This is a genomic window from Actinomadura rugatobispora (assembly GCF_055379765.1).
Map to the genome: position 1 here is coordinate 3609910 of NZ_AP029191.1, position 21129 is coordinate 3631038.

The 21129-nt window shown below is 71.5% G+C and carries 23 protein-coding genes; 10 read left to right on the forward strand and 13 right to left on the reverse strand.

The genetic code is table 11. The annotated features are described in order from the left end of the window. The first annotated feature begins 162 nt into the window (after nt 1-162). The 3 genes from ACZ466_RS15360 (at nt 163) to ACZ466_RS15370 (ending at nt 4783) form a co-directional block, all read left to right on the forward strand. Nucleotides 163-1539 carry an IS1380 family transposase gene (locus tag ACZ466_RS15360; RefSeq protein ID WP_378293550.1) on the forward strand — a complete coding sequence of 459 codons (1377 nt, stop codon included), beginning with the start codon at nt 163-165 and terminating at the stop codon, nt 1537-1539. 399 nt (nt 1540-1938) lie between these two features. Further along, complete coding sequence (locus ACZ466_RS15365; protein WP_378292270.1) at nt 1939-3099, forward strand: methyltransferase domain-containing protein; 1161 nt, start codon at nt 1939-1941, stop codon at nt 3097-3099. Nucleotides 3100-3175: 76 nt separating this feature from the next. Beyond that, nucleotides 3176-4783: an ABC-F family ATP-binding cassette domain-containing protein gene (locus ACZ466_RS15370; RefSeq protein WP_378292268.1), complete on the forward strand. Its 1608-nt coding sequence runs from the start codon at nt 3176-3178 to the stop codon at nt 4781-4783. A 1-nt stretch (nt 4784) separates the two neighbouring features. Here ACZ466_RS15370 and ACZ466_RS15375 read toward each other — a convergent pair whose 3' ends face one another. Both ACZ466_RS15375 and ACZ466_RS15380 read right to left on the reverse strand, forming a co-directional pair. Further along, nucleotides 4785-5327 (reverse strand): YceI family protein, encoded by a 543-nt coding sequence (locus ACZ466_RS15375; protein ID WP_378292266.1) that lies wholly within the window; start codon nt 5325-5327, stop codon nt 4785-4787. A 28-nt stretch (nt 5328-5355) separates the two neighbouring features. Further along, nucleotides 5356-5577 carry a DUF6158 family protein gene (locus tag ACZ466_RS15380; RefSeq protein ID WP_378292264.1) on the reverse strand — a complete coding sequence of 74 codons (222 nt, stop codon included), beginning with the start codon at nt 5575-5577 and terminating at the stop codon, nt 5356-5358. Between the two features lie 76 nt (nt 5578-5653). Between ACZ466_RS15380 and ACZ466_RS15385 the strand changes: the two genes are divergently transcribed. Then, on the forward strand, nt 5654-6847 hold the full coding sequence (locus ACZ466_RS15385) for a cytochrome P450 (protein ID WP_378292262.1): 1194 nt from the start codon (nt 5654-5656) through the stop codon (nt 6845-6847). On the opposite strand, the gene ACZ466_RS15390 is transcribed toward ACZ466_RS15385, so the two are convergent. Beyond that, nucleotides 6807-8411, reverse strand: coding sequence for a bifunctional phosphatase PAP2/diacylglycerol kinase family protein (locus tag ACZ466_RS15390; protein WP_378292261.1), 1605 nt, complete (start codon nt 8409-8411; stop codon nt 6807-6809). The genes ACZ466_RS15385 and ACZ466_RS15390 overlap by 41 nt on opposite strands. A gap of 176 nt (nt 8412-8587) precedes the next feature. On the opposite strand from ACZ466_RS15390, the gene ACZ466_RS15395 reads away from it, so the two are divergent. The 4 genes from ACZ466_RS15395 to ACZ466_RS15410 all read left to right on the forward strand — a co-directional run bounded on the left by ACZ466_RS15395 (nt 8588) and on the right by ACZ466_RS15410 (nt 12099). Next, nucleotides 8588-9562: an ABC transporter permease gene (locus tag ACZ466_RS15395; protein ID WP_378292259.1), complete on the forward strand. Its 975-nt coding sequence runs from the start codon at nt 8588-8590 to the stop codon at nt 9560-9562. Further along, on the forward strand, nt 9555-10379 hold the full coding sequence (locus tag ACZ466_RS15400) for an ABC transporter ATP-binding protein (protein WP_378292258.1): 825 nt from the start codon (nt 9555-9557) through the stop codon (nt 10377-10379). Before ACZ466_RS15395 ends, ACZ466_RS15400 begins: the two co-directional genes overlap by 8 nt. 131 nt (nt 10380-10510) lie before the next feature. Beyond that, entirely contained in the window at nt 10511-11032 is a 522-nt protein-coding gene (locus ACZ466_RS15405; protein ID WP_378292257.1) for a YbhB/YbcL family Raf kinase inhibitor-like protein, read from the forward strand. A 122-nt stretch (nt 11033-11154) separates the two neighbouring features. Next, complete coding sequence (locus tag ACZ466_RS15410) at nt 11155-12099, forward strand: alpha/beta fold hydrolase (protein ID WP_378292256.1); 945 nt, start codon at nt 11155-11157, stop codon at nt 12097-12099. Here ACZ466_RS15410 and ACZ466_RS15415 read toward each other — a convergent pair. Then, nucleotides 12081-12416: a DoxX family protein gene (locus ACZ466_RS15415; protein ID WP_378292255.1), complete on the reverse strand. Its 336-nt coding sequence runs from the start codon at nt 12414-12416 to the stop codon at nt 12081-12083. The genes ACZ466_RS15410 and ACZ466_RS15415 overlap by 19 nt on opposite strands. Before the next feature lie 61 nt (nt 12417-12477). Between ACZ466_RS15415 and ACZ466_RS15420 the strand changes: the two genes are divergently transcribed. Further along, on the forward strand, nt 12478-13371 hold the full coding sequence (locus ACZ466_RS15420) for a LysR family transcriptional regulator (RefSeq protein ID WP_378292254.1): 894 nt from the start codon (nt 12478-12480) through the stop codon (nt 13369-13371). A gap of 3 nt (nt 13372-13374) precedes the next feature. Here ACZ466_RS15420 and ACZ466_RS15425 read toward each other — a convergent pair whose 3' ends face one another. From ACZ466_RS15425 to ACZ466_RS15445, 5 genes are read right to left on the reverse strand one after another with little or no spacing between them, the layout of a single operon-like run. Continuing rightward, nucleotides 13375-13974 (reverse strand): cadmium resistance transporter, encoded by a 600-nt coding sequence (locus ACZ466_RS15425; protein ID WP_378292252.1) that lies wholly within the window; start codon nt 13972-13974, stop codon nt 13375-13377. Between the two features lie 36 nt (nt 13975-14010). Further along, nucleotides 14011-14271 (reverse strand): DUF397 domain-containing protein, encoded by a 261-nt coding sequence (locus ACZ466_RS15430; RefSeq protein ID WP_378292250.1) that lies wholly within the window; start codon nt 14269-14271, stop codon nt 14011-14013. Next, the gene (locus ACZ466_RS15435) at nt 14210-14476 is read right to left on the reverse strand and encodes a DUF397 domain-containing protein (protein WP_464043738.1); all 267 of its coding nucleotides are present in this window, start codon (nt 14474-14476) and stop codon (nt 14210-14212) included. Before ACZ466_RS15435 ends, ACZ466_RS15430 begins: the two co-directional genes overlap by 62 nt. After that, a complete protein-coding gene (locus tag ACZ466_RS15440; protein ID WP_378292246.1) occupies nt 14415-14627 on the reverse strand; it encodes a DUF397 domain-containing protein in 213 nt (70 codons plus the stop codon). The genes ACZ466_RS15435 and ACZ466_RS15440 overlap by 62 nt, the downstream gene beginning before the upstream one ends. Beyond that, nucleotides 14624-15502 carry a helix-turn-helix domain-containing protein gene (locus ACZ466_RS15445; RefSeq protein ID WP_378292243.1) on the reverse strand — a complete coding sequence of 293 codons (879 nt, stop codon included), beginning with the start codon at nt 15500-15502 and terminating at the stop codon, nt 14624-14626. Before ACZ466_RS15445 ends, ACZ466_RS15440 begins: the two co-directional genes overlap by 4 nt. 180 nt (nt 15503-15682) lie before the next feature. Between ACZ466_RS15445 and ACZ466_RS15450 the strand changes: the two genes are divergently transcribed. Beyond that, nucleotides 15683-16066, forward strand: coding sequence for an ATP-binding protein (locus ACZ466_RS15450; protein WP_378292272.1), 384 nt, complete (start codon nt 15683-15685; stop codon nt 16064-16066). Here the strand turns inward: ACZ466_RS15450 and ACZ466_RS15455 are convergent. The 4 genes from ACZ466_RS15455 to ACZ466_RS15470 form a co-directional block, all read right to left on the reverse strand. Continuing rightward, on the reverse strand, nt 16036-17232 hold the full coding sequence (locus tag ACZ466_RS15455) for an NAD(P)/FAD-dependent oxidoreductase (protein ID WP_378292241.1): 1197 nt from the start codon (nt 17230-17232) through the stop codon (nt 16036-16038). The genes ACZ466_RS15450 and ACZ466_RS15455 overlap by 31 nt on opposite strands. 70 nt (nt 17233-17302) lie before the next feature. Continuing rightward, nucleotides 17303-17815, reverse strand: coding sequence for an SRPBCC family protein (locus ACZ466_RS15460; protein WP_378292239.1), 513 nt, complete (start codon nt 17813-17815; stop codon nt 17303-17305). Next, nucleotides 17812-18132 carry an ArsR/SmtB family transcription factor gene (locus ACZ466_RS15465; protein WP_378292237.1) on the reverse strand — a complete coding sequence of 107 codons (321 nt, stop codon included), beginning with the start codon at nt 18130-18132 and terminating at the stop codon, nt 17812-17814. Before ACZ466_RS15465 ends, ACZ466_RS15460 begins: the two co-directional genes overlap by 4 nt. 21 nt (nt 18133-18153) lie before the next feature. After that, a complete protein-coding gene (locus ACZ466_RS15470; RefSeq protein ID WP_378292235.1) occupies nt 18154-21111 on the reverse strand; it encodes a BTAD domain-containing putative transcriptional regulator in 2958 nt (985 codons plus the stop codon). Nucleotides 21112-21129 lie beyond the last annotated feature (18 nt).

The following is a 21129-nucleotide window of genomic DNA, read 5'->3' on the forward strand; positions in this document are numbered from 1 at the left end:
GTTCGGCTCTCACGTGGGTGATCTGCCCGGACGGGGCTAACCTCGGGCTTTCACCGGGCGATGGGCCGGGAGTGACCGTTTAGATAAGAAAAGTGCCTCTGTGCTGGGAGGATAGGGCTTGTCGAAGGTCCTGTCCGTACCAGTCCAGAAGGCACTTTTCAGGTGAGCAAGCGTATCGGGTCATACCCGCGTGTGGGCGTCGATGGCTGTGGTCGCGGGGTGGTCTCGCAGGCCGGGGCCGTGCTGCTGGTGGAAACGGTCCGCAAGAGCGGGCTGGACGGCGCGCTTTCGGCGGCGTTGGCGCCTTGGCGCAGGCCGCGAGCCCGGCATGATCCGGGCAAGATCGTGATGGATATGGCGCTGGCGGTGGCGCTGGGCGGTGACTGCCTGGCCGATGTCGCGATGCTGCGTGCCGAGCCGGGGTTGTTCGGGCCGGTGGCCTCCGACCCGACGTTCTCCCGTCTGATCGATGTCCTGGCCGGTGGCGGTGAGCGGGCGCTGAGGGCGTTGCGCCGGGCTCGTGCCCAGGTGCGTGAACGGGTGTGGGCGCTGGCCGGTGACGCCGCCCCGGACACCGGCGGGCAGGTGATCGTGGATGTGGACGGGGTGCTGGTGATCGCGCATTCCGACAAGCAGGACGCCGCCCCGACCTGGAAGAAGACCTTCGGCCACCACCCGCTGATGGCGTTCGTCGATCACGGTCCCGGCGGATCGGGGGAGCCGGTGGCGGGGCTGCTGCGGCCCGGGAACGCCGGGTCCAACACCGCCGCCGATCACATCACCGCAGCGAAGCTGGCGCTGGCCCAGTTGCCCGCCCGTTATCGGCGTGGCCGCCGCACCCTGATCCGCACCGACACCGCCGGCGGCACCCACGGGTTCGTCGAGTGGCTGGCCGCGCGGGGCCGGTGGCTGGGCTACTCGGTCGGGATGACCATCACCGAGTCCATCCACGCCGCCGTCCTGCAGATCCCGGACCCGGCCTGGACCCCGGCCCTCGAGCCGGACGGCCGGATCCGCCACGGCGCCTGGGTGGCCGAGCTGAGCGGCCGGGTGCTGGCCGGCTGGCCGCCCGGGATGCGGCTGATCGTGCGCAAAGAACGCCCGCACCCCGGCGCCCAGCTGCGCCTCACCGACGCCGACGGCATGCGCCTGACCTGCTTCGCCACCAACACGCCCGGCACGCCGATCGCCGAACTGGAACTGCGGCACCGCCGCCGCGCCCGGGCCGAGGACCGCGTCCGCGCCGCCCGCGCCACCGGCCTGCGCAACCTCCCCCTGCACGACACCGCGCAGAACCAGATCTGGCTGGAGATCGTGCAACTCGCCCTCGACCTGCTCGCCTGGATGCCGATGCTCGCCCTTACCGGCCCCGCCCGCCGCTGGGAACCCCGCCGCCTGCGGCTGCGGCTGCTGCACACCGCCGGACGGCTGGTCACCACCGGACGCCGCCGCATCCTGCGCATCGCCCGGCACTGGCCCTGGACCACCCTGATCACTGACGCCCTCGCACGCCTCGCGGCACTACCCAACCCCGGCTGACCAGCACCAACCGTCCCCACAACCCAGGAAGGAGAACCAGGGGCCGTGGAACCCCGCCCACCCGGAGCGACATCCGGGCCACCGACCTGACCACCACCAGAAAACACAAACCGGTCAGGCCGCCACACGACCCAACCGGCGCTGTGAAAGATCGAGGCTAACTGCCACTGAGCCTTGCCTGAATCGCTACGCTTCCCCGAGTGCCATCGGGCAGTAAGTGCGTGCCATCTTTCCAGCCATTTCCATGCAGGACGCCTTTTCGTAGTGTTCAAGCTGGCGTTCAGCAGAGAGGATCAAGGAAATGGGCAAGCACGAGGGCAAGCCACAGCCGATCAAATCACCCCAGCCCGAGAAGCCAAACCCCGACACTCCTACCAAAGGCGGAGGAAAGCGAGAGAAATGACCGCCGTCGACGACGCCTCCCTGCGCGCCGCACGGCTCATGGAGCGGCTCACCTCATCCGGGCAGCTCCACGACACCTATGTGCGGGAAGCGTTCCGAGACGTCCCCCGCCACCGGTTCGTTCCGCGCATCGCGCTGGCCTGCCCCAACGATCGGGAAGCGCACGTGATCGACAGGGACAGGGATCCGAGCGCATGGTGGGACGCCGTGTACGACGATGCCCCGATCGTCACCCAGCTGGACGACGGGGCGACCGACGTGCATATCGGAAACGGCGACTACACGTCATCGTGTTCGGCCCCGAGCACCGTCGCGTCTCTTCTGGAGTTGGCGGACCTGGAGCGCCATCACCGGGTCTTGGAAATCGGAACCGGTACCGGCTGGACGGCGGCTCTCACCTCGCACATCGTCGGAGAAGGCAGTGTGGTCTCCATCGAGGTGGACGGCGATGTGGCCAAGCAGGCGGCGAGCAACCTGGCGGCCGCCGGGTACGCCCCGAAGCTGCTTATCGGGGACGGTGCCACCCTCCGCCCAGAGGGTGGCCCATTCGACCGGGTTCACGCCACTTGCGCAGTGTCCTGCGTCCCTTATGAGTGGATAGAGCAGACACGACCAGGGGGAACCGTGGTCACCCCCTACAGTCCCGGGTTCGGTTACAGCCACGAACTGCGGCTTGTGGTCAAGCCGGACGGTACGGCGGTAGGCCGGTTCCCCGGCTTTGCTTCTTACATGCTTCTGCGTTCCCAACGCCGCGGCGCGGCCAACGGGCGCGAGTGGGCGGAGCACGACATCACCCGGAGCACGACCCGGATCGACCCGCGCACGATCGCCCATGCCTCCGCCGGAGCCGATCTCGCCGTGTTCGCTCTGACCGGGGTCCACACCCGCACCGAGGCCGACGCCGACGGTTTCACCTTGTGGGTCTTGGACCCCGACGACGCCGGCCGATGGACGGCCGTCAACTACCAGCCCGGCGACGACGAGTACGAGGTACAACAGGCCGGAAACCGGGACCTGTGGGGAGAGGTCACCTCCGCTTACTTCACGTGGGTCGGGTGGGGACAGCCTGACCGTGACCGGTTCGGGATGACCGTCACCCCCGACGGCGAGCGCCTGTGGCTTGACCGCCCCGACGACATCGTCGGCTCGCATCGCTGACGCCACCGGAAAACCGGTTGCCTTCGTTGCTTCGGGGTTCGCAGACTCGTGGGTCGGGTCTTGTGGGGGGAGCGGCGTGGGGCATATCGAGGTCGGCCATGTGGGGCACGTGCTGCCCGATGGGCGGGTGCTGCTCGACGACGTCTCGTTCCGGATCGGGGACGGGGTGACCGCCGCGCTCGTGGGGCCGAACGGGGCGGGCAAGACGACGCTGATGCGGATGATCGCCGGTGATCTGGCACCGCAGGACGGGTCGGTCTCCTCCAGTGGCGGGCTCGGGGTGATGCGGCAGTTCGTCGGGAACGTCCGCGACGAGTCCTCCGTCCAGGACCTGCTGCTCTCGACGGCGGCGCCGCGGCTGCGTGAGGCGGCGGCCGGGCTGGAGGCCGCGGAGCTGGCGATGGTCGAGCGCGAGGACGAGCCGAGCCAGCTGCGCTACGCCAACGCGCTCGCGGCCTGGGGTGACGCGGGCGGCTACGAGGCCGAGGTGCTCTGGGACGCCTGCACCGTGGCGGCGCTGGGCGTGCCGTTCGAGCGGTGCCGGTACCGGCGCGTGGCGACGCTGTCGGGCGGGGAGCAGAAGCGGCTCGTCCTGGAGGCGCTGCTGCGCGGCCCCGACGAGGTGCTGCTGCTGGACGAGCCGGACAACTACCTGGACGTGCCCGGCAAGCGCTGGCTGGAGGAGCGGCTGCGGGAGACGCCCAAGACCGTGCTGCTCGTCTCGCACGACCGCGAGCTGCTGGACCGCGCGGCCGAGCGGATCGTCACGGTCGAGGCCGGGACGGTGTGGGTGCACGGCGGCCGGTTCGCCACGTACGCGCAGGCCCGGCGGGACCGCAACGAGCGGCTGGAGGAGTTGCGGCGGCGCTGGGACGAGGAGCACGCCAAGCTGAAGCGGCTGGTCACCACCCTCAAGCAGAAGGCGGCGTTCAACGACGACATGGCCTCCCGGTACCGGGCGGCGCAGACGCGGCTGCGGCGGTTCGAGGAGGCGGGGCCGCCGGAGGTCCCGCCGCGGGACCAGTCGCTGAAGATGCGGCTGCGCGGCGGCCGGACCGGCAAGCGCGCGGTGATCTGCGAGGGGCTGGAGCTGACCGGGCTGATGCGGCCGTTCGACGCCGAGGTCTGGTACGGGGAGCGGGTGGCCGTGCTGGGGTCCAACGGGTCGGGGAAGTCGCACTTCCTGCGGCTGCTGGCCGGGGAGGACGTGGCGCACACGGGGGTGGCGCGGCTGGGGGCGCGGGTCGTGCCGGGGCTGTTCGCGCAGACGCACGCCCGGCCCGATCTGGAGGGCCGGACGCCGTGCGAGATCGTGATGACCGAGCACGCCCGGCTGCGGAACGAGGCGATGTCGACGCTGGCCCGGTACGAGCTGCAGATGTGCGCGGAGCAGCCGTTCGAGACGCTGTCGGGCGGGCAGCAGGCGCGGTTGCAGATCCTGCTGCTGGAGCTGGGCGGGGCGACGGTGCTGCTGCTGGACGAGCCGACCGACAACCTGGATCTGGCCAGCGCGGAGGCGTTGCAGGAGGGGCTGGAGTCGTACGAGGGGACGGTCCTGGCGGTGACGCACGACCGCTGGTTCGCGCGGTCGTTCGACCGGTTCCTGGTGTTCGGCTCCGACGGGTCGGTGTACGAGCCGCCGGAGCCGGTCTGGGACGAGTCGCGGGTGGTCCGCGCCCGCTGAGTCAGAGGGTCAGGTCGAAGGTGATCTTGACGTCGTCGGCCAGTTTGAGGGCGCCGAAGAAGGCGGAGTAGGGCTTGATCCCCCACCGGGTCTGCTTGACGGTGGCCTCGCCCCGGATCCGGGCGCCCTCGGCGCGGCCCCGGACGGTCAGCGGTTCGGTGTGGCCGGCGACCGTCAGGCGGCCCTCGACGGTGAACTCGGCCGCGGAGCCGGTCGCGGTGGGGGCGGTGAAGGTGATCTCCGGGTGGCGGGCGGCGTCGAGGACCTTGCGGAGGTTCTTGGTGATCTCGGTGCGGTCCTGGTCGGAGAGCGGCAGCACGCCGCCGGTGCCCTCGCGCACCTCCAGGCCCGCCACCGGGACGGTCACCTCGACCGAGCCTCCCTCGGCGTCCGGGATCGTGGTGGCGTCGCCGGGCAGGGTGAGCGTCCCCGACCAGCGGGCGGCCTCGATCGTGAGGTCGTGCCCGGCCCGCCGGCCGAGCCCGCTCCGCCCGGTATTGATCAGCAGCCGCCCGCGGTCGGGGCCCAGCTCGATCGTCGCCATGACGTCACCCTAGACGGGAACCTCTCTCTCAGCGGGCACGTGCGCCCTCCCGGAGGCGTTCGGGGTCCACCTCGCGTTCGGGGATGCGGCGCAGGTACTCGGCCTCCAGGTCGCTCATGCGGCGGGTGTGCTCGGCGAGGGCCTGGTCGGCGGCGTGGCGCAGGGCGTCCATCCTCGTCTCGTACAGGTGCCCCAGTTCGCGCATGAGGTCGTCGTCGCTGAGCTCGGCGGGATCGACTCCGTTCGACATGGTCCTCCTCGTACCCGCTGCGGGGGTGCCAAACATGCCCTTGCGCCCCACCGTTTACCTACCTAGCGTTTGCTACATGACCTTGCCGGCCGACTTCCCGCACGCGCACTTCACCGCCGGGCACCCGCACGAGCTGTACGGGCGGCTCCACACGGCCGGACGGCCCGTCCGGCACCCCGAGGGCTACTGGGTGGTCGGGACGCACGCGGACGCGCGCTCCGTCCTGGCCCGGCCCGAGCTGTTCCGCTCCCGCGACGGCGTCCTGCTGGGCGAGACCGCCGGCACGTACGCGGCACCGCCGACGATCACCCACACCGACCCGCCCGACCACACCCGCTACCGGGGGCTCGTGGCCCCCGCCTTCCGCCCCTCCGTGCTGCGCGGGCTGGAAGGGGACGTGCGGGCCCGGGTCCGGGCGCTGCTGGACGCGCTGGAGCCCGGCCGCCCGTTCGACGCGGTCGCGGACCTGGCCGTGCCGCTGCCGCTCCAGGTGATCTGCCTGCTGCTGGGCATCCCCGAGGACGACTGGGCCCGGTTCCACCGCTGGTCGGAGGCCATCGTGCCCGGCGCCGCCGACGATCTGCCGGAGGAGGAGCGCGCCGCGCTCCGCACCGAGTGCGGCGCCTACCTGCTCGGCACCGCCCACGAGCGCCGCGCGGCCGCCCGCACCGGCGGGGACGTGATCACGCAGCTGGCGCTGGCCGAGCTGGACGGCGACCGGCTCACCGACCTGGAGCTGGTGATGTTCCTGATCCAGCTGCTGGTGGCCGGGAACGAGACCACCCGGCACGCGATCTCCGGCGGCCTGCACGCCCTCGCCGCCCACCCCGAGCAGTGGTCCGCCCTGCGCGCGCGCCACCCGGATCCCACGCTCATGACCACGGCGGTCGAGGAGATCCTGCGCTGGACGTCCCCCGTCGTCTACTTCATGCGAACCGCCGCCGACACCGTCACATTGAGCGGTGTCGAGATCCGGGCGGGCGACCGCCTCATGATCCTGTACGGGGCGGCGGGCCGCGACCCCGCCGCCTACGGCCCCGGCGCGGGCGCCTTCGACATCGCCCGGCGCCCCGACGCGACCGCGCTCGCCTTCGGCTTCGGCCCGCACTTCTGCCTGGGCGCGGCACTGGCCCGGATGGAGATCAGGATGGTCCTGGAGGAGCTCCTGGACCGCGGCCCCACCCGGATCGAGCTCGCCGGGGAGGCCGTCCACACCGGATCCACCGTGGTCACCGGTCTGCGCCGCTGCCCCCTCGCCGTGGCGGCGTAGGCGGGCAGAACACCGCCAGCGCGCCGGACCGCTTGGCGATCCGGACCGCCCGCGGCAGCGAGGTCACCTCGCCGTCCCGGGCCACCCGCAGCCCGCCCTCCGGCGCGACCAGGTCCAACGAACCGGAGTGCCACGCCCGGTAGCCGGGCATCACGTGCAGATGACCGGCCAGCACGGCGGCGAGCGCCCGCAGCCTCGGCACCCGCTCACCGGTGGCGACCAGGCGGATGTCCAGCCGCCCGTCGTCCAGATGGCGGCGCCACGTGGGCGCGGGCCCGCGCGAGCCGTACATGCAGTTGCCCACGAAGCCCAGCCACACCCGGCGGGGCCGCCCGTTCACCAGCAGCGGCACCGGCCGGGAATGCCGGAACGTGCGGGCCGCCGCGACCGCCAGCGCCGGCCACTTGCCCAACCGGCCCTCCAGCCGCTCGCGCCGCTCCACCAGCTCGGTGTAGGCGCCCAGCCCGGCGGTGTTGAGGAAGACCAGTTCCGCCTCCCGGCCCTCGGCGTCCCCGGCCGGGGTGATCACGCCGACGTCGACCCGGCCGAGCCGCCCGCCCCGGTAGGCGGCCACCGCGTCCGCCGCCGTCTCGATGCCCAGCGCCCGCGCGAAGTGGTCGAACGTCCCGCCCGGGATGGTCAGCAGCGGGACGTCGTGCTCCAGCGCCGCCCGCGCGCCCGCGTTGACCGTCCCGTCGCCGCCGATCACCCCGAGCACCTCGGCCCGGGCCGCCGCCTCGCCGAGCGCCTTGTCGACGTCGTCGTCCCGGCCCAGCCGGACGATCGAGGCCGCGGGCAGCTCCCGCCGCAGCACGCCCACCGCGGACTCGACGGAGCCGCGCAGCAGCGGCACCTCCCCGGCGCCCTCGGCCGTACCGGCGCCGCCGTTCACCACGACCACGATCCCCTGCCCGTCCCCGGTGATCGTCACCTTCTCGGTGGCGGTACGGGTGACGCGGGCGACCGGCGGCCGGGCCGGCCACACCAGCCGGGTGCCGAGGGCCGCCAGCACCCCGATCCCCGCCCCGGCCAGCACGTCCCCCGGGTAGTGGGCGCCGGTGTAGATCCGCGCGAACGCCACCGCGCCCGCCGCGGCCCCGACCGGGACGGCGACCGCCCGCGGCGCCTCCATCGCCACCCCCGTCGCGAACGCCGCCGCCGAGGCCGAATGCCCGGACGGGAACGCGTGCGAGGTCGGCAGCTTCCACCGGATGCGGATCGGCGGCACCAGGTCGACCACCGGGCGGGCCCGCCGGAACGCCTGCTTGCCCAGCACGTTCACCACCGGGCTGGCCACCGCGATCCCGATCGACCCGCGCAGCGCCGCGCGCCGCAGCCGGGCGCGCCGGGTCAGCCCCATCGCCCCCGCCGCCGTGAACCACAGCACGCCGTGGTCGGCGGCGCGCGACAGGCGGGGCAGCACGTACTCCAGGCCGGGCAGATGGGTCGAGGCGACCCGGTCGAACGCCCGGCGGTCCAGCCGTCCCAGCGTGCGCAGCGGCCCCTTGCGGTAGACCGCCGGGGTGCGCGGGCGCCCCGCCCCGCCACCCCGCCGGGCGGACATCGCGTAACGAGATGCCAACATTACGCTGGGTCGCCAAGGGCGTCGCGCTTGGTGATCGACATGCATGTCGGGGGTATCCCCAGGAGGTCGGACATGATTCCCCAAAGATCTCAAATCAGCGGTCACATATGGGCGAACGTCCCTCACATATCGTGGACTGCAATAGGCTTCCCGGCATGAGTCACCCGGAACGGCTCAGCGCCTCGGGTGGCGAGCCGGTCGGCACGATCGCGGAGCCTCCTCACATGAACGGCAGGAGCAGCGAATCGCTGGCCGAGTTCGCCGCTCGCCACGGCCTGACCCAGAGCGCGGCGCGCCCCTCGCCGCGCAGGTACGTCCAGGAACTGTGGCAGCGCCGCACGTTCATCTGGGCGTTCGCCTCCGCCAAGACCACCTCGACCTACAGCAGCTCCCGGCTGGGCCAGCTGTGGCAGGTCCTCACCCCCCTCCTCAACGCCGGCGTCTACTACCTGATCTTCGGCGTGCTGATCGGCACCAACCGCGGAATCGACAACTACACCGCCTTCCTGATCACGGGCGTCTTCGTCTTCACGTTCACCCAGCGTTCACTGACGGCGGGCGCCCGCTCGATCGGCAACAACCTGTCGCTGATCCGCGCCCTGCATTTCCCGCGCGCCTCGCTGCCGTTCGCGCACGTGCTGATGGAGCTGCAGCAGCTGCTCATCTCCATGGCGGTGCTGCTGGTGATCGTGGTGGCCACCGGAGAGCCGATCACCTGGCACTGGCTGCTGATGGTGCCGATCCTGCTGCTCCAGCTGCTGTTCAACACCGGCATCAGCCTGGCCATCGCCCGGCTCGGCGCCTTCGTCCGGGACGTGCAGCAGCTGCTGCCGTTCATCACCCGGTCCTGGCTCTACTTCTCCGGGGTCTTCTTCCTGATCCCCGACATGGGCCGCAAGTTCGCCGAGAAGGGCTACCCCTGGGTCGGCAAGATCCTGGAGGCCAACCCGGCGTCGGTGTTCCTGGAACTGATGCGGGCCTCGCTGCTCACCAGCTTCCGCAAGGACGTCCAGCCGTACGACGTCGACTTCGCGCGGCTGTGGCTCTACGCGGTCCTGTGGGCCGTGATCGCCTTCATCGGGGGTTTCTGGTACTTCTACCGTGCGGAGGAGAGGTACGGCCGTGGCTAAGGCGCTCAAGGAGAAGCCCGCGGTGACCGGAGCGACACCCCAGCCCGAGGTGGTCATCGACCCCACCCGGGAGCCGATCGTGGTCGTCGACGGCCTGCACATCGTCTACCGCGTCTACAGCGGCGGCGGGGGCAAGGGCACGGCGGCCAGCGCGCTGCTGCGCATGGTCAAGCGGGAGAACCGGCCGCAGATGAAGGAGGTGCACGCCGTCCGCGGGGTGTCCTTCATCGCCTACCGGGGCGACGCGGTCGGTGTGATCGGCACCAACGGCTCCGGCAAGTCCACCCTGCTCAAGGCCATCGCCGGGCTGCTGCCGCCCGCCCGCGGCGGCGTCTACACCGACGGCCAGCCCTCGCTGCTGGGCGTGAACGCGGCCCTGATGCGCGACCTGTCCGGCTCCCGCAACATCGTCCTGGGCTGCCTGGCCATGGGCCTCACCCAGGAGGAGACCAAGGCCAGGTACGAGGAGATCGTCAAGTTCGCCGATCTCAAGAAGGGCTTCATCGACTACCCGATGTCGACGTACTCGTCGGGGATGGGCGCCCGGCTGCGGTTCGCGATCGCCGCGGCCCGCACCCACGACGTGATGCTCATCGACGAGGCCCTGGCCACCGGCGACGCCAAGTTCAAGAAGCGCAGCAAGGAGAAGATCGACGAGCTGCGGAAGGACGCCGGAGCGGTGTTCCTGGTCGCGCACAACCTGGACGTGATCGAGGAGACCTGCAACCGGGTCATCTGGCTCGACGAGGGACGCGTCAAGATGGACGGCGACCCCCAGGAAGTCCTGCGCGCCTACACCGACGCCACCGGCAAGTAGACGACGACGGAGAGAGCCCCGGGCGCACCACGGTGCGCCCGGGGCTTTCACGTCCGCGGAAGATCCGAACCGGGCGGCGGGGCGGCTGATAGGTATGGGAAGAACAGATCGACTCACTAGGAGGTCACGCCATGGCAGGCAAGCCCCCGCTGCCGCACGAACACCTGCCCGAGGTTCCCTCGTTCACCGTCACCAGCGAGGACGTGACCGAAGGCGAGCAACTCTCGGACAAGCACGTCTTCAACGACTGGGGTTTCAGCGGCGGGAACCTGTCGCCGCAGCTGAGCTGGTCGGGCTTCCCCGCGGAGACCAGGAGCTTCGCGATCACCTGCTTCGACCCCGACGCCCCCACCGGCAGCGGTTTCTGGCACTGGTCGCTGTTCGACGTCCCGGCCGACGTCACGTCGCTGCCGACCGGCGCGGGCGGCGAGGACTCCAAGGTCGGCGTGCAGGCGCGGAACGACTACGGCCTGAAGGCGTTCGGCGGCGCCGCCCCGCCGCCCGGGGACCCGCACCGGTACGTCTTCACCGTCCACGCCCTGGACGTGGAGACGCTGGGCGTCCCCTCGGACGCCGCGCCCGCCGTCGTGGGCTTCAACATCACCGGGCACACGCTGGCGCGGGCGTCGATCGTGCCGGTGTACGGGCACTGAGCATCTCCCTCGTCCGAGGCCGCCGGGTTCCCGACCCGGCGGCCTCTTGCCGGAACGGCAACGCGGTTGGGCGTGGCCGCGTCCGGGGCCGCACGATCGAGGGGAGTTCTGAGGAGGTCCCATTGGCGTTTTCCAAGGCACGGCACCGGCTCGTCGAGGTGCCGAGCGGGCGCGTCCACCTGGTCGAGCAGGGCACGGGCCCGCTGGTCCTGCTGCTGCACGGGTTCCCCGAGTCGTGGTACTCGTGGCGGCACCAGCTCCCGGCGCTCGCGGACGCGGGCTTCCGCGCCGCGGCGATCGACCTGCGCGGGTACGGCCGGTCGTCCAAGCCCCGCGACGTGCGGGACTACCGGATGCTGGCGCACGTCTCCGACAACGTCGCGGTCGTCCGGGCGCTGGGCGAGGAGACCGCGACCGTCGTCGGGCACGACGTGGGCTCCCCGATCGCAGCCGCGAGCGCGCTGCTGCGGCCCGAGGTGTTCACGTCGGTCGCGCTGCTGGGCGTCCCGTACACACCGCCGGGCGGCCCGCGTCCCACCCTCGCGTTCGCGCAGATGGGCGGGGAGGAGGAGTTCTACGTCGCCTACTTCCAGGAGCCCGGACGGGCGGAGGCCGAGATCGAGCCCGACGTCCGCGGCTGGCTCGCGGGCTTCTACGCGGGCGGGGCGCCGACCTTCGTCCCGCCGGGCGGCACGATGCGCGACCGCTTCGCCGGCACCGCGCCGCCCGCCTGGCTCACCGAGGCCGACCTGGACGTGTACGCGGGCGAGTTCGAGCGGACCGGCCTGACCGGCGCGCTGGGCCGCTACCGCAACTTCGACCGGGACTGGGAGGACCTCGCCGCCTGGCGCGGGGCTCCGATCGTCCAGCCGTCGCTGTTCGTGGGCGGGGAGCTCGACCCGTCCACCACCTGGATGGCCGACGCGATCAAGGCGTTCCCCGTCACGCTTCCGGGGCTGGCCGCGTCCCACATCCTGGAGGGCTGCGGCCACTGGGTGCAGCAGGAGCGCCCGGCGGAGGTCAACCGCATCCTCGTCGACTGGCTCCGTCAGGACGCGGCGACGTAAAGGCTCGCGACGGCCAGCGCGAAGTACCCGCCGGGAAAGGCGATATTGCGGTAGACGCGGGCGCGCACATGCGCGACGAGCGCGCCCGCGAAGAACAACACGAGCCCCCCGGCCGCCGCGACGCCGATGTACGGGACGCCCAGGAGCCCGAGCAGCAGCCCGGCCGCCCCGGCCGCCTTCAACGCGCCGAGCACCGGGACCCACGGCTCGGGGACGTCCACCTCGGCCGCGTTGGCGAGCACGAACCGCGCCCGCGCGAAGTCGGCGACGGCCATCCCCGCGTTCGCCAGGATCGTGATGAGCGTGACGACAACCATGCGCTCAGCCTCGCCAGGCCCCGTTCTCGACGTCCAATACACGCATCCATAACCTGGCGGCATGGATGTCGACACACGGTTGCTGCGGTACTTCATCGCGGTCGCGGAGGAAGGGAACCTCACCCGTGCCGCGGAACGGCTGTACGTGTCGCAACCGGCCCTGACCAAACAGATCAGGCAGCTGGAAACACTGCTCGACACGCGCCTGTTCACCCGCTCCCGCTCCGGCATGGCCCTCACCGAACCCGGACGGGCCCTGGCCGCGCGGGTGCCCGCCCTCCTCGCCGACTGGAACCAGGCTCAGCGCGAGACGCGGACCGCGGCCGTCCAGGAGGCCCGCGTACTCCGCGTCGGCTTCCTGGCCAGCGCGGCGAACGAGGCCACCCAGCGCATCATCGCGGAGTTCGCCCGCCGCCGTCCCGGCTGGAGGGCCGACATGCGCCAAGCCGCCTGGTCGAACCCGACCGCCGGCCTCGCCGACGGCGACGTCGACGCCGCCCTCCTCCGGCTCCCCTTCCCGGGCCAGGACGACCTCCGCGTGAAGGTGCTGTTCACCGAGCCCCGCTGGGTCGCACTCCCCTCCGCGCACCCGCTCGCCGAACGCGACGTGATCCCCTTCCGCGACCTGTGGGACGAACCGTACGTGGCGGCCCCGGCCGAAACGACGGAGTGGCGGGACTTCTGGCTGGCCGCCGACGAACGCGACGGCCACCCGGTCCGCGTCGGGGCCGTCACCGACCAGCCCGACGAGTGGCTCAGCGCGATCGCCAACGGCTACGGCATCGCCCTTGCCCCCGAGTCCGCCGCCCGCTTCTACGCACGCCCGGGCGTCACGTACCGGCCCGTCAGCGGCGTGCGCCCCTCCCAGGTGGCCATCGCCTGGTCCCCCGCCGACGACACCAACCCGGTCGTCCAGGACTTCGTCCGCTGCTGCCTGGACGCGGCGACCCCCTGAGACTCACACGAGCTTCCCGAGCACCCCCGACTCGACCACGATGACCGTCCCGATCGCGATGAACACCGCCGGAACGAGCCAGTGCCCGTACCGCTCCACGACCTCGATGACGCGCTTGTGCGACCCCAGCCAGGACGCGACCAGGCACCACACCGCGACCCCGACCGCGAACACCGCGACCGTCACCACCGTGGCCCCGGCCCCGATCGTGCGGAACACCGGCGTGTAGACCGAGATGTTGTCGGCCCCGTTGGCGATGGTGACCCCGGCGACCGCCAGCAGACTCCCCGCGACCGCGGGCGACGAGTCGTCCCCCCGCGCCCGGATCGCCGCGACCAGCCCCCGCACGCCCAGCGCGAACGGCACCAGCCCCAGCAACCCCACCCAGTCGTCGGGAACGACGCTCAGCCCCAGTGCCGCGACCACCGACACCACCACCAGCGCCGCGATCCCCAGGTACTGCCCCGCCCAGACCTGCCACGCCCGCGGACGCCCGTCGGCCCGTCCCGCCAGGAACAGCACCGTCAACACGATGAGGTCGTCGACATTCGTCCCGGCGAACATCCCGACGGCGGCCGCGACCGTCCCGAAAATCCCGTCCATCCCGGCACAACCTACCGATGCCGGGAGGGCCTCCGGCTACGGAGTGACGGCGCCACCCTTGATCCGAGCAACCACGTCCGCGAACACCGCACGCGAAATCACGAGATGACCAGCCGCCGGAGCCTGGGAATCCCGCACCCCGACATGCCCACCAAGCGCGGCGACCTCGACACATTGCCCGTTGCCACCACTGCGGCCGCTCTTACGCCAGCGAACGCCGTCCAGCTCAGGAGAGCTACTCACGAGCGTCTTCCCGTCCGCTCTTGATCCGAGCGACCATATCCGCGAACGCCGCATGCGAGATCGCCAGGTGGCCGGCTCCCGGAGCCTTGGAATCCCGCATCCCGATCTTGCCGCTCACAGCGGCGACCTCGACACACTGGCCGTTCGCACCACTGCGGCTGCTCTTACGCCAGTGAACGCCGCCCTGCTCACGAGAGCTACTCACGAGCGTCTTCCCGTCCGCCCTTGATCCGAGCGACCATGTCCCCGAACGCAGCACGCGAAATCACGAGGTGACCAGCTGCCGGGGCCTTGGAATCCCGCACGCCGACGTGCGCGGCGAGCGCGGCGACCTCGACACATTGCCCGTTGCCGCTGCTCCGGCTGCTCTTACGCCAGCGGACGCCGTGCTTCTCGCGATGGGTGCTCATGAGGCTCCTCCTCTGGACAGCCCGCGCTTCGCAACCGTGGCGACCAGCTCAGCCGAGGCGGAAGGGCTCAGCGCCACGGCGCGAAGATGTTCGCAAACCAGCGTATAACGGCCGGTGTCGACTTCCTCTTCGAGAAAGATGTCACCCGCCTGGCTGTCGATGTACACGACATCAGGCCCGACCGCCTCTGGGAAGCGCATCAACGAGAAAGAGCCGGGCATCCCGACATGCGCGCCCGCCTCGAAAGGGACCACCTGGAAAGTGACGTTCGGCTGCTGGGCAACGTCCAAGAGGTGCTTCAACTGGGCGCGCATGACGTCGGTTCCGCCGACGGCGCGGCGGAGGGCGCCCTCGTCGACGATGCCCCAGAACGTGAGCGGGTCGTCCCCGGCGAGGATCGCCTGTCGCCGCATGCGGGCCTCGACACGGTTCTCCACCTCGTCCTTGGTGGCGTCGGGCAGTGTGCCCTGAATGACCGCGCGGGCGTAGTCCTCGGTCTGGAGCAACCCTGGGACGAACAGGCACTCGTAGTTGAGGACGGCGTTCGCCTCGGTCTCGAACTCGATGTACGAGGCGTAGTGCTCCGGGAGTTCGGACGCGAGGGTGTTCAGCCAGCTCCGCTGCTTGGCGTCCTTGAGCAGGGTGGACAGCTCGGCGCGCTTGGGTTCCGGGGCGCGGTAGACCTCCAGCAGCGTCGCCAGCGTGCGGGGCTGCGGTCGTACGCGGGCGGCCTCGATGCGGTAGAGGGTCGCGGTGTTGATGCCGGTGCGCTCGACGACCTCTTCCCGGGTGAGGTCGGCGTCCTCGCGAAGGCGACGCAGTTCGGCGGCCAGACGGCGCAGGCGGATGGTCGGCGCTGGCTTGCGACCCGGCATGTCATCGACCCTTCCTCAGAGCATTTGCAGTGAAGTTTTATGCATCGGTTGCATCTTCGCCTCTGCTGAGGCACTCTCTGCATAGCTTGGCAGGGTGACGCTGTGAGATCAGGCGATCGCGCAACGTTCTCGAAAATCTCGTACCGGACGCAAGGGGAAGGCGGTGGGCGGGCCGTGGAGATGGTCGTGCTCGGGTCGGTGACGCTGCCCGGAGTCGCGCGGAGCGTGGGCGGGGCGCGGCGGTTCGCCGTCGACGTCCTGGACGGGGACGCGCGGGCCGGGACGGCCGAGCTGCTGATCTCCGAGGCGTGCACCAACAGCGTCCGGCACTCCCGGTCGCGGTCGGGCGGGATGATCACGCTGACGCTGTACGACGCGGCGGGGACGCTGCGGTGCGAGGTGGTCGACGAGGGCGCCGCGACCGTGCCCACCGCGCGGCGGGACGAGGGCGCGCGTGAGCACGGCTACGGCGTTCTGCTGATCGAGTCCCTGGCCGACCGCTGCGGGCACTTCAACGGCGACCGGGGACGCCTTCACGTGTGGTTCGAGCTGGACAAGGGCTGAGTGGCGGGCGCCTCGCCGGGCTTGGCCTTCAGGACCTGGCGGCGGGTGTCGTCCTTGAAGTGCCATGAGAACGAGCCGGGCTTGCGGGCCTCCTCCGCCAGCTCCTTGACCATCTTCTTGATCGCGGTTTCCTTGATCGTCGCGCCGAGCCGGCCACCGATGTAGAACCGGTTCGCGGTGTCGTCCTTGGAGGCGAGCTGTGCGGTGGCGGCGTGCCGGCCCAGGCCGATGCACTGGCCGAAGACTCCCAGGTCGATGGTCGCGGGAAGCTCGCCGGCGATCCGGTCGAGCACCGTGTCAGCGGCGTGCGCGCCCAGCGGCCTGGCGGTCTGGCAGCTCATCCGCAGCGGCAGGTTCGAGGGCGCCGCCGAATCGCCGGCCGCGACGATACGCGGGTCGTCCACGCTGGTCAGGGTCTCGTCGGTGAGCAGGCGGCCCAGGGCGTCGGTGCTCAGCCCGCTGCGGGCGGCCAGGTCCGGCACGCCGAATCCGGCGGTCCAGACGGTCACCTCGCTCGGCAGTTCGCGGCCATCGCCGAGCCGCACGGCATCGCGGGTCACGGCCGTCACCGTCGCGCCGTCGAGCACGGTCACACCGAGCTTGGCCAGCCGCCTGGCGATCGAGCGCCGGCCCCGAGGGTGCAGGTACGGGCCGAGCACCCCGCCGCACAGCAGGGTCACGCGGCGGCCCTGCTCCGCCAGCTCGGCGGCGGTCTCGATGCCGGTCGCACCGGCTCCGACGACCGTCACCGGGGCAGTTTCCGGCGCGGCGGCGACGACCCTGCGCAGCCGCCGCGCCGCCTCCAGGGTGGCGATCGGGTAGGCGAAGTCCGCCGCACCGGGCACGCTCAGGTCGGCGCTGCCACTGCCCACCGCGTAGATCAGGTAGTCGTAGCCGACCGTGCCGCCGGCCACCAACGTCACCTGGCGCCCGGCCGCGTCGATCCGGGTCGCGGTGTCGACCACCAGCCGGACCCCGTCGGCCAGGATCCTCCGGTAGTCGACGACCGCGTCGTGGGTTCCGGCCACCAGCTGGTGCAGGCGGAGCCGCTGGACGAAGTCCGGGCGCGGGTTGATCAGGGTCACGGTCACGTCGTCGCGCTGGGTCAGGCGATTGGCCGCCAGCACGCCGGCGTACCCGCCGCCGATCACGAGCACATCGGTCATGGTGTCTCCTTTTCGAGGCTCGACATGGAGACGCCGCCCGACCGATCGTTGTGACAGCGCGTGAGTCAGATCACTTCACCATCGCGGCGTAGAGGTCGTGGAACGCGGCGTAGTCGGGTTCGCCGAGGTCGGCGCCGTCGAGGTGGGCACCGAACGCGTCGAGGATCCCGTGCCAGCCGGCGGCGTAGTCGACCACCGATTCGGAGCGCAGCGGGCGGTGCAGCAGGACCAGCACGGTGTGCTCGCCGTCGGGGGTGAGCTCCCAGCGGACGGTCGCGGGGGGCTCGCCCGGCCAGGTCCAGGTGTGCTCCAGGCGCCGGGGCGGCTCGACGGCGAGCACCAGGCCGTCGGCCCTGCCCTCGTCGCCGAAGTCGAAGACGACCGCCCCGCCCTCGGTGGCGTCGATCGTCACCCCGGGCATCCAGCTCGCCTGCTGGTCGGGAGAGGTGAGCGCCGCCCAGACCCGTTCGGGCGGGTGCGGGAGCCGTCGTTCGAAGCGGATCTGCCAGTCGCCGTCGGGGCCGGCGCCCAAGGTGCCGCGGCGGTCGGTGGGGATGGGCGGCTGGTCGGGTCCTGCGGTCATTCCGTGTCCTTCGCGATGTCGTTGAGGTGTCGTTCGATGGAGTCCAGCCGGGCCGCCCAGTTGTCGCGGGTGCGTTCGATCCAGGCGCCGGCCTCTTCGAGGGGTGCGGGTTCGAGACGGTAGATGCGCTGCTGCGCGTGGTGGCGCCAGCTCACCAGTCCGGCCTGGCTGAGGACGCGCAGGTGCCGTGAGACGGCTGGGCGGCTGAGGTCGAACTCGGCGGCGAGTTCACCGGCGGGCCGCTCCCGCTCGGCGACGAGTTCGAGCAGGCGCCGCCGCACCGGATCGGCCAGGGCCTCGAAAACACTAGCGGTCACAGGCCCTTTGTAACATCTGGCTTACGTAACACGCAAGTTACAGAGGGGGTCCGGGTGGGCGCGGCCCTTGGTGTAGGCGGCCTCGTAGGCGGGGGTGCCCAGGCGGGTTCGCAGGGCTTCGGAGAGGGCTTGGACGTCGGGGTGGCGGGGGTCTGGGCCGCCGCGTAGCGCGTGTGCGGCGCCCAGGAGTTCGGCGGCCTGGTGGAGTTGGTCTTGGGCGAGCAGGAGTTGGGCTTGGCCGACGGCTATCACGGCGACCATGGGCATGTCGGGCATGGTCGTGGCTAGGGAGAGGGCCTCGCGGAGGTGGCTCTCTGCCGCGGGCAGGTCGCCCTTGGCCGTGGCCAGGTTGCCCTGGGACGTCAGGTAGAGGGCACGGGACGGGGGGTCGTTGGCCTCGGGGGCGGCGAGGGTCAGGTGGCGGGCGGCTTCGTCCAGGTCGCCTCTGTAACGGGCCAGATCGGCCAGGAGGAGGCGGGCCAGGGCGAGGTGGGCGGGCGAGGTGGTTCGGGCCAGGACGGTCTGGAGTTCGGCTTGGGCCTTGGCCAGGTCGCCTGTGTGGACGCGGATCATCGGGAGCCAGAGTTGCTGCTGGTTGTCGGCGCCCAGGTGGTTGATGAGGTTCGTCGATTCTTCGAGGGCGGTGGTCGCGGCGTCGTAGTCGCCTGCGGCCGAGTGGGCGAAGGCCAGTGAGGCCAGGGCTATGGACAGGCCCCAGTGTTCGCCCGACTCGCGGAAGGCGCTGATGGCGTTGTCGAGGTCGCGGCGGCCCTCGGCCGCGTTGCCCGTCCGCGCGCCGTTGAGGAACGAGCGGAGCAGCCACGTGATGGCTCGGGTCCAGGGGCCGGGGTGGGTCAGGTGTTTCTCCAGGGCTTGGACGCCCGCTTGGACGTCGCCTGTGGAGAGTGCTTGGAGGGCGAGGACGTGGGCTCCGGTCGGGTCTCGCGGGGACGGGTCGTCCGGGAAGTCCTTCGCCTGGGCCAGTTCACCGGCGAAGCTCGCGTTGAGGAGGAACCCGGCCAGGGCGCTCAGGCGGCTGCTACTTGTGCCGGGCATTTCCAGGACGGTGCGCAGGCGTCTGACGGCCTCCATGTGGTCGCCGTGGATCGTCCAATAGAGGCTTAGGACCGCACCGAGGCGTACTGCGGAATCGGTGTCTCCGGAGTCGCAGGCATGGCGTAGGGCGGCGAGGAGGTTGTCCCGTTCGGCGTCCAGGCGTTCGAGCCAGTGCGGCTGGTCGGGGCCTCGGAGGTCGGCCTGTTCGGCTAGGGAAAGGAAGCACGAGACGAAGGCTTCCCGGGACGGGAGCAAGCGGTCGGTCTCGGCCAGGCGTTCCAGGCCGTACTCGCGGATGGTGTCCAGCATCCGGTAGCGGGTGCCGTCCAGTTGGAGCAGCGACTTGTCGACCAGGGCGTCCAGGGTTTCCACGGCGATGCCGGTGGACGACGGCGTGAACGTCGTGGGGAAGACCGCCAAGCGTTCGGCGGCGTCGCGCTCGGTGTCGGTGAGGAGGTCCCAGCTCCAGGCGACGACGCCGCGCAGGGTGCGGTGCCTGGGCAGGGCTGTGCGGCTGCCTGCGGTCAGGACGCGGAAGCGGTCGTCCAGGCGGTCGGCCAGGTGGTCCAGGGGCATGGAGCGCAGGCGTGCGGCGGCCAGTTCGATGGCGAGCGGCAGGCCGTCCAGGCGGCGGCAGATGGCGGGCACCCGGGGGTCGAAGGTGAATCCGTGGCTGGCGGCCCTGGCGCGGTCCATGAAGAGGCGGGTCGCCGGGTCTCCGGCCAGCAGCGGGACGGGGTAGACGGTCTCACCCGCGATGGCGAGGGGTTCGCGGCTGGTCGCCAGGACGGTGAGGTCGGGGCAGCGTCCCAGCAGGTCGTCCACGAGCCGGGCCGCGGCGTCGAGCACGTGTTCGCAGTTGTCCAGGATGATCAGGTTCCGGGAGGTGGAGAGCGCACCGGCCAGGCGGAGCACGACGTCGGCGGACCGGCCGGGTTCGTGGAGGTCGAGGGCCGCGGTGACCGCGTACGGGACCTCGGCCGGGTCGGTCACGGGTGCCAGCTCCACGAGCCAGGCGCCGGTGGCGACGGTGGTGGCGAGGCGGGTCTTCCCCACTCCGCCGGGGCCGACGAGGGTGACGAGGCGGTTGTCGGCGAGGAGGGCCTTCAGCTGGGCTCGCTCCTGTTCGCGGCCGACGAAGCTTGTGAGGGGTGCGCGCAGGTTGCCCGTGGGCGGCGCCTTGTTCTGCAGGACGGTGCGGTGGAGGTCCTGGAGCCTGGGGCTCGGGTCCGCGCCCAGTTCGTCGGCCAGGAAACGCCTGTAGTCCTCGTAGGCGGTGAGGGCCTCGGGTTGCCTGCCGTCCGCGTGCAGGGCTTGGACGAGCAGGTACCGGAGTCGCTCACGGTAGGGGTGGGCGGCCGTCAGTTCCTCCAGCTCCGCCGTAAGGGAGGACGGGGCGACCCCAACACGCAGGGAGGCGTCCAGGCGGTCCTCAAGAGCGTTCAGGCGCAGCTCATTCAGCCGTAGAGCGGCGTTGGCGGCGAAGGGCATACGTGGAGCCGCGTCGGCCAGTGCCTCGCCCCTCCACAACACCAGCGCCTCCTGGAGGAAGTCCAGAGCCGCCGTGGGCCTGCTCTGGCGAAGGCTGTCGCGCCCCTTGCCCGCGAGGCTCTCGAAACGCTGGGCGTCCACCGACTCGGGCGGGACGTCCAGGCAGTAGCCCGCGGGCAGGGAACGCAGCGCCGTCTCTTGGGGGAGGGCACGGCGGAGTCTGGCGACCAGGGAATGCAGCGCGTGAGCCGGATTGCCGGGGCTGCCCTCAGAGGACGGCCAGAGCGCGTGGCAGAGCGCATCGGTCGTGACGACGCGCCCCGCGTCCAGGGCCAGCCGGATCAGCAGCGCGCGAAGCCGCGCCCCGCCGATCCGGGCGATGGTGCCGTCGTCGTCCGTGACCTGGAGGGGGCCCAGGATGCCAACGCGCATGAGCCCACTGTGCCACCG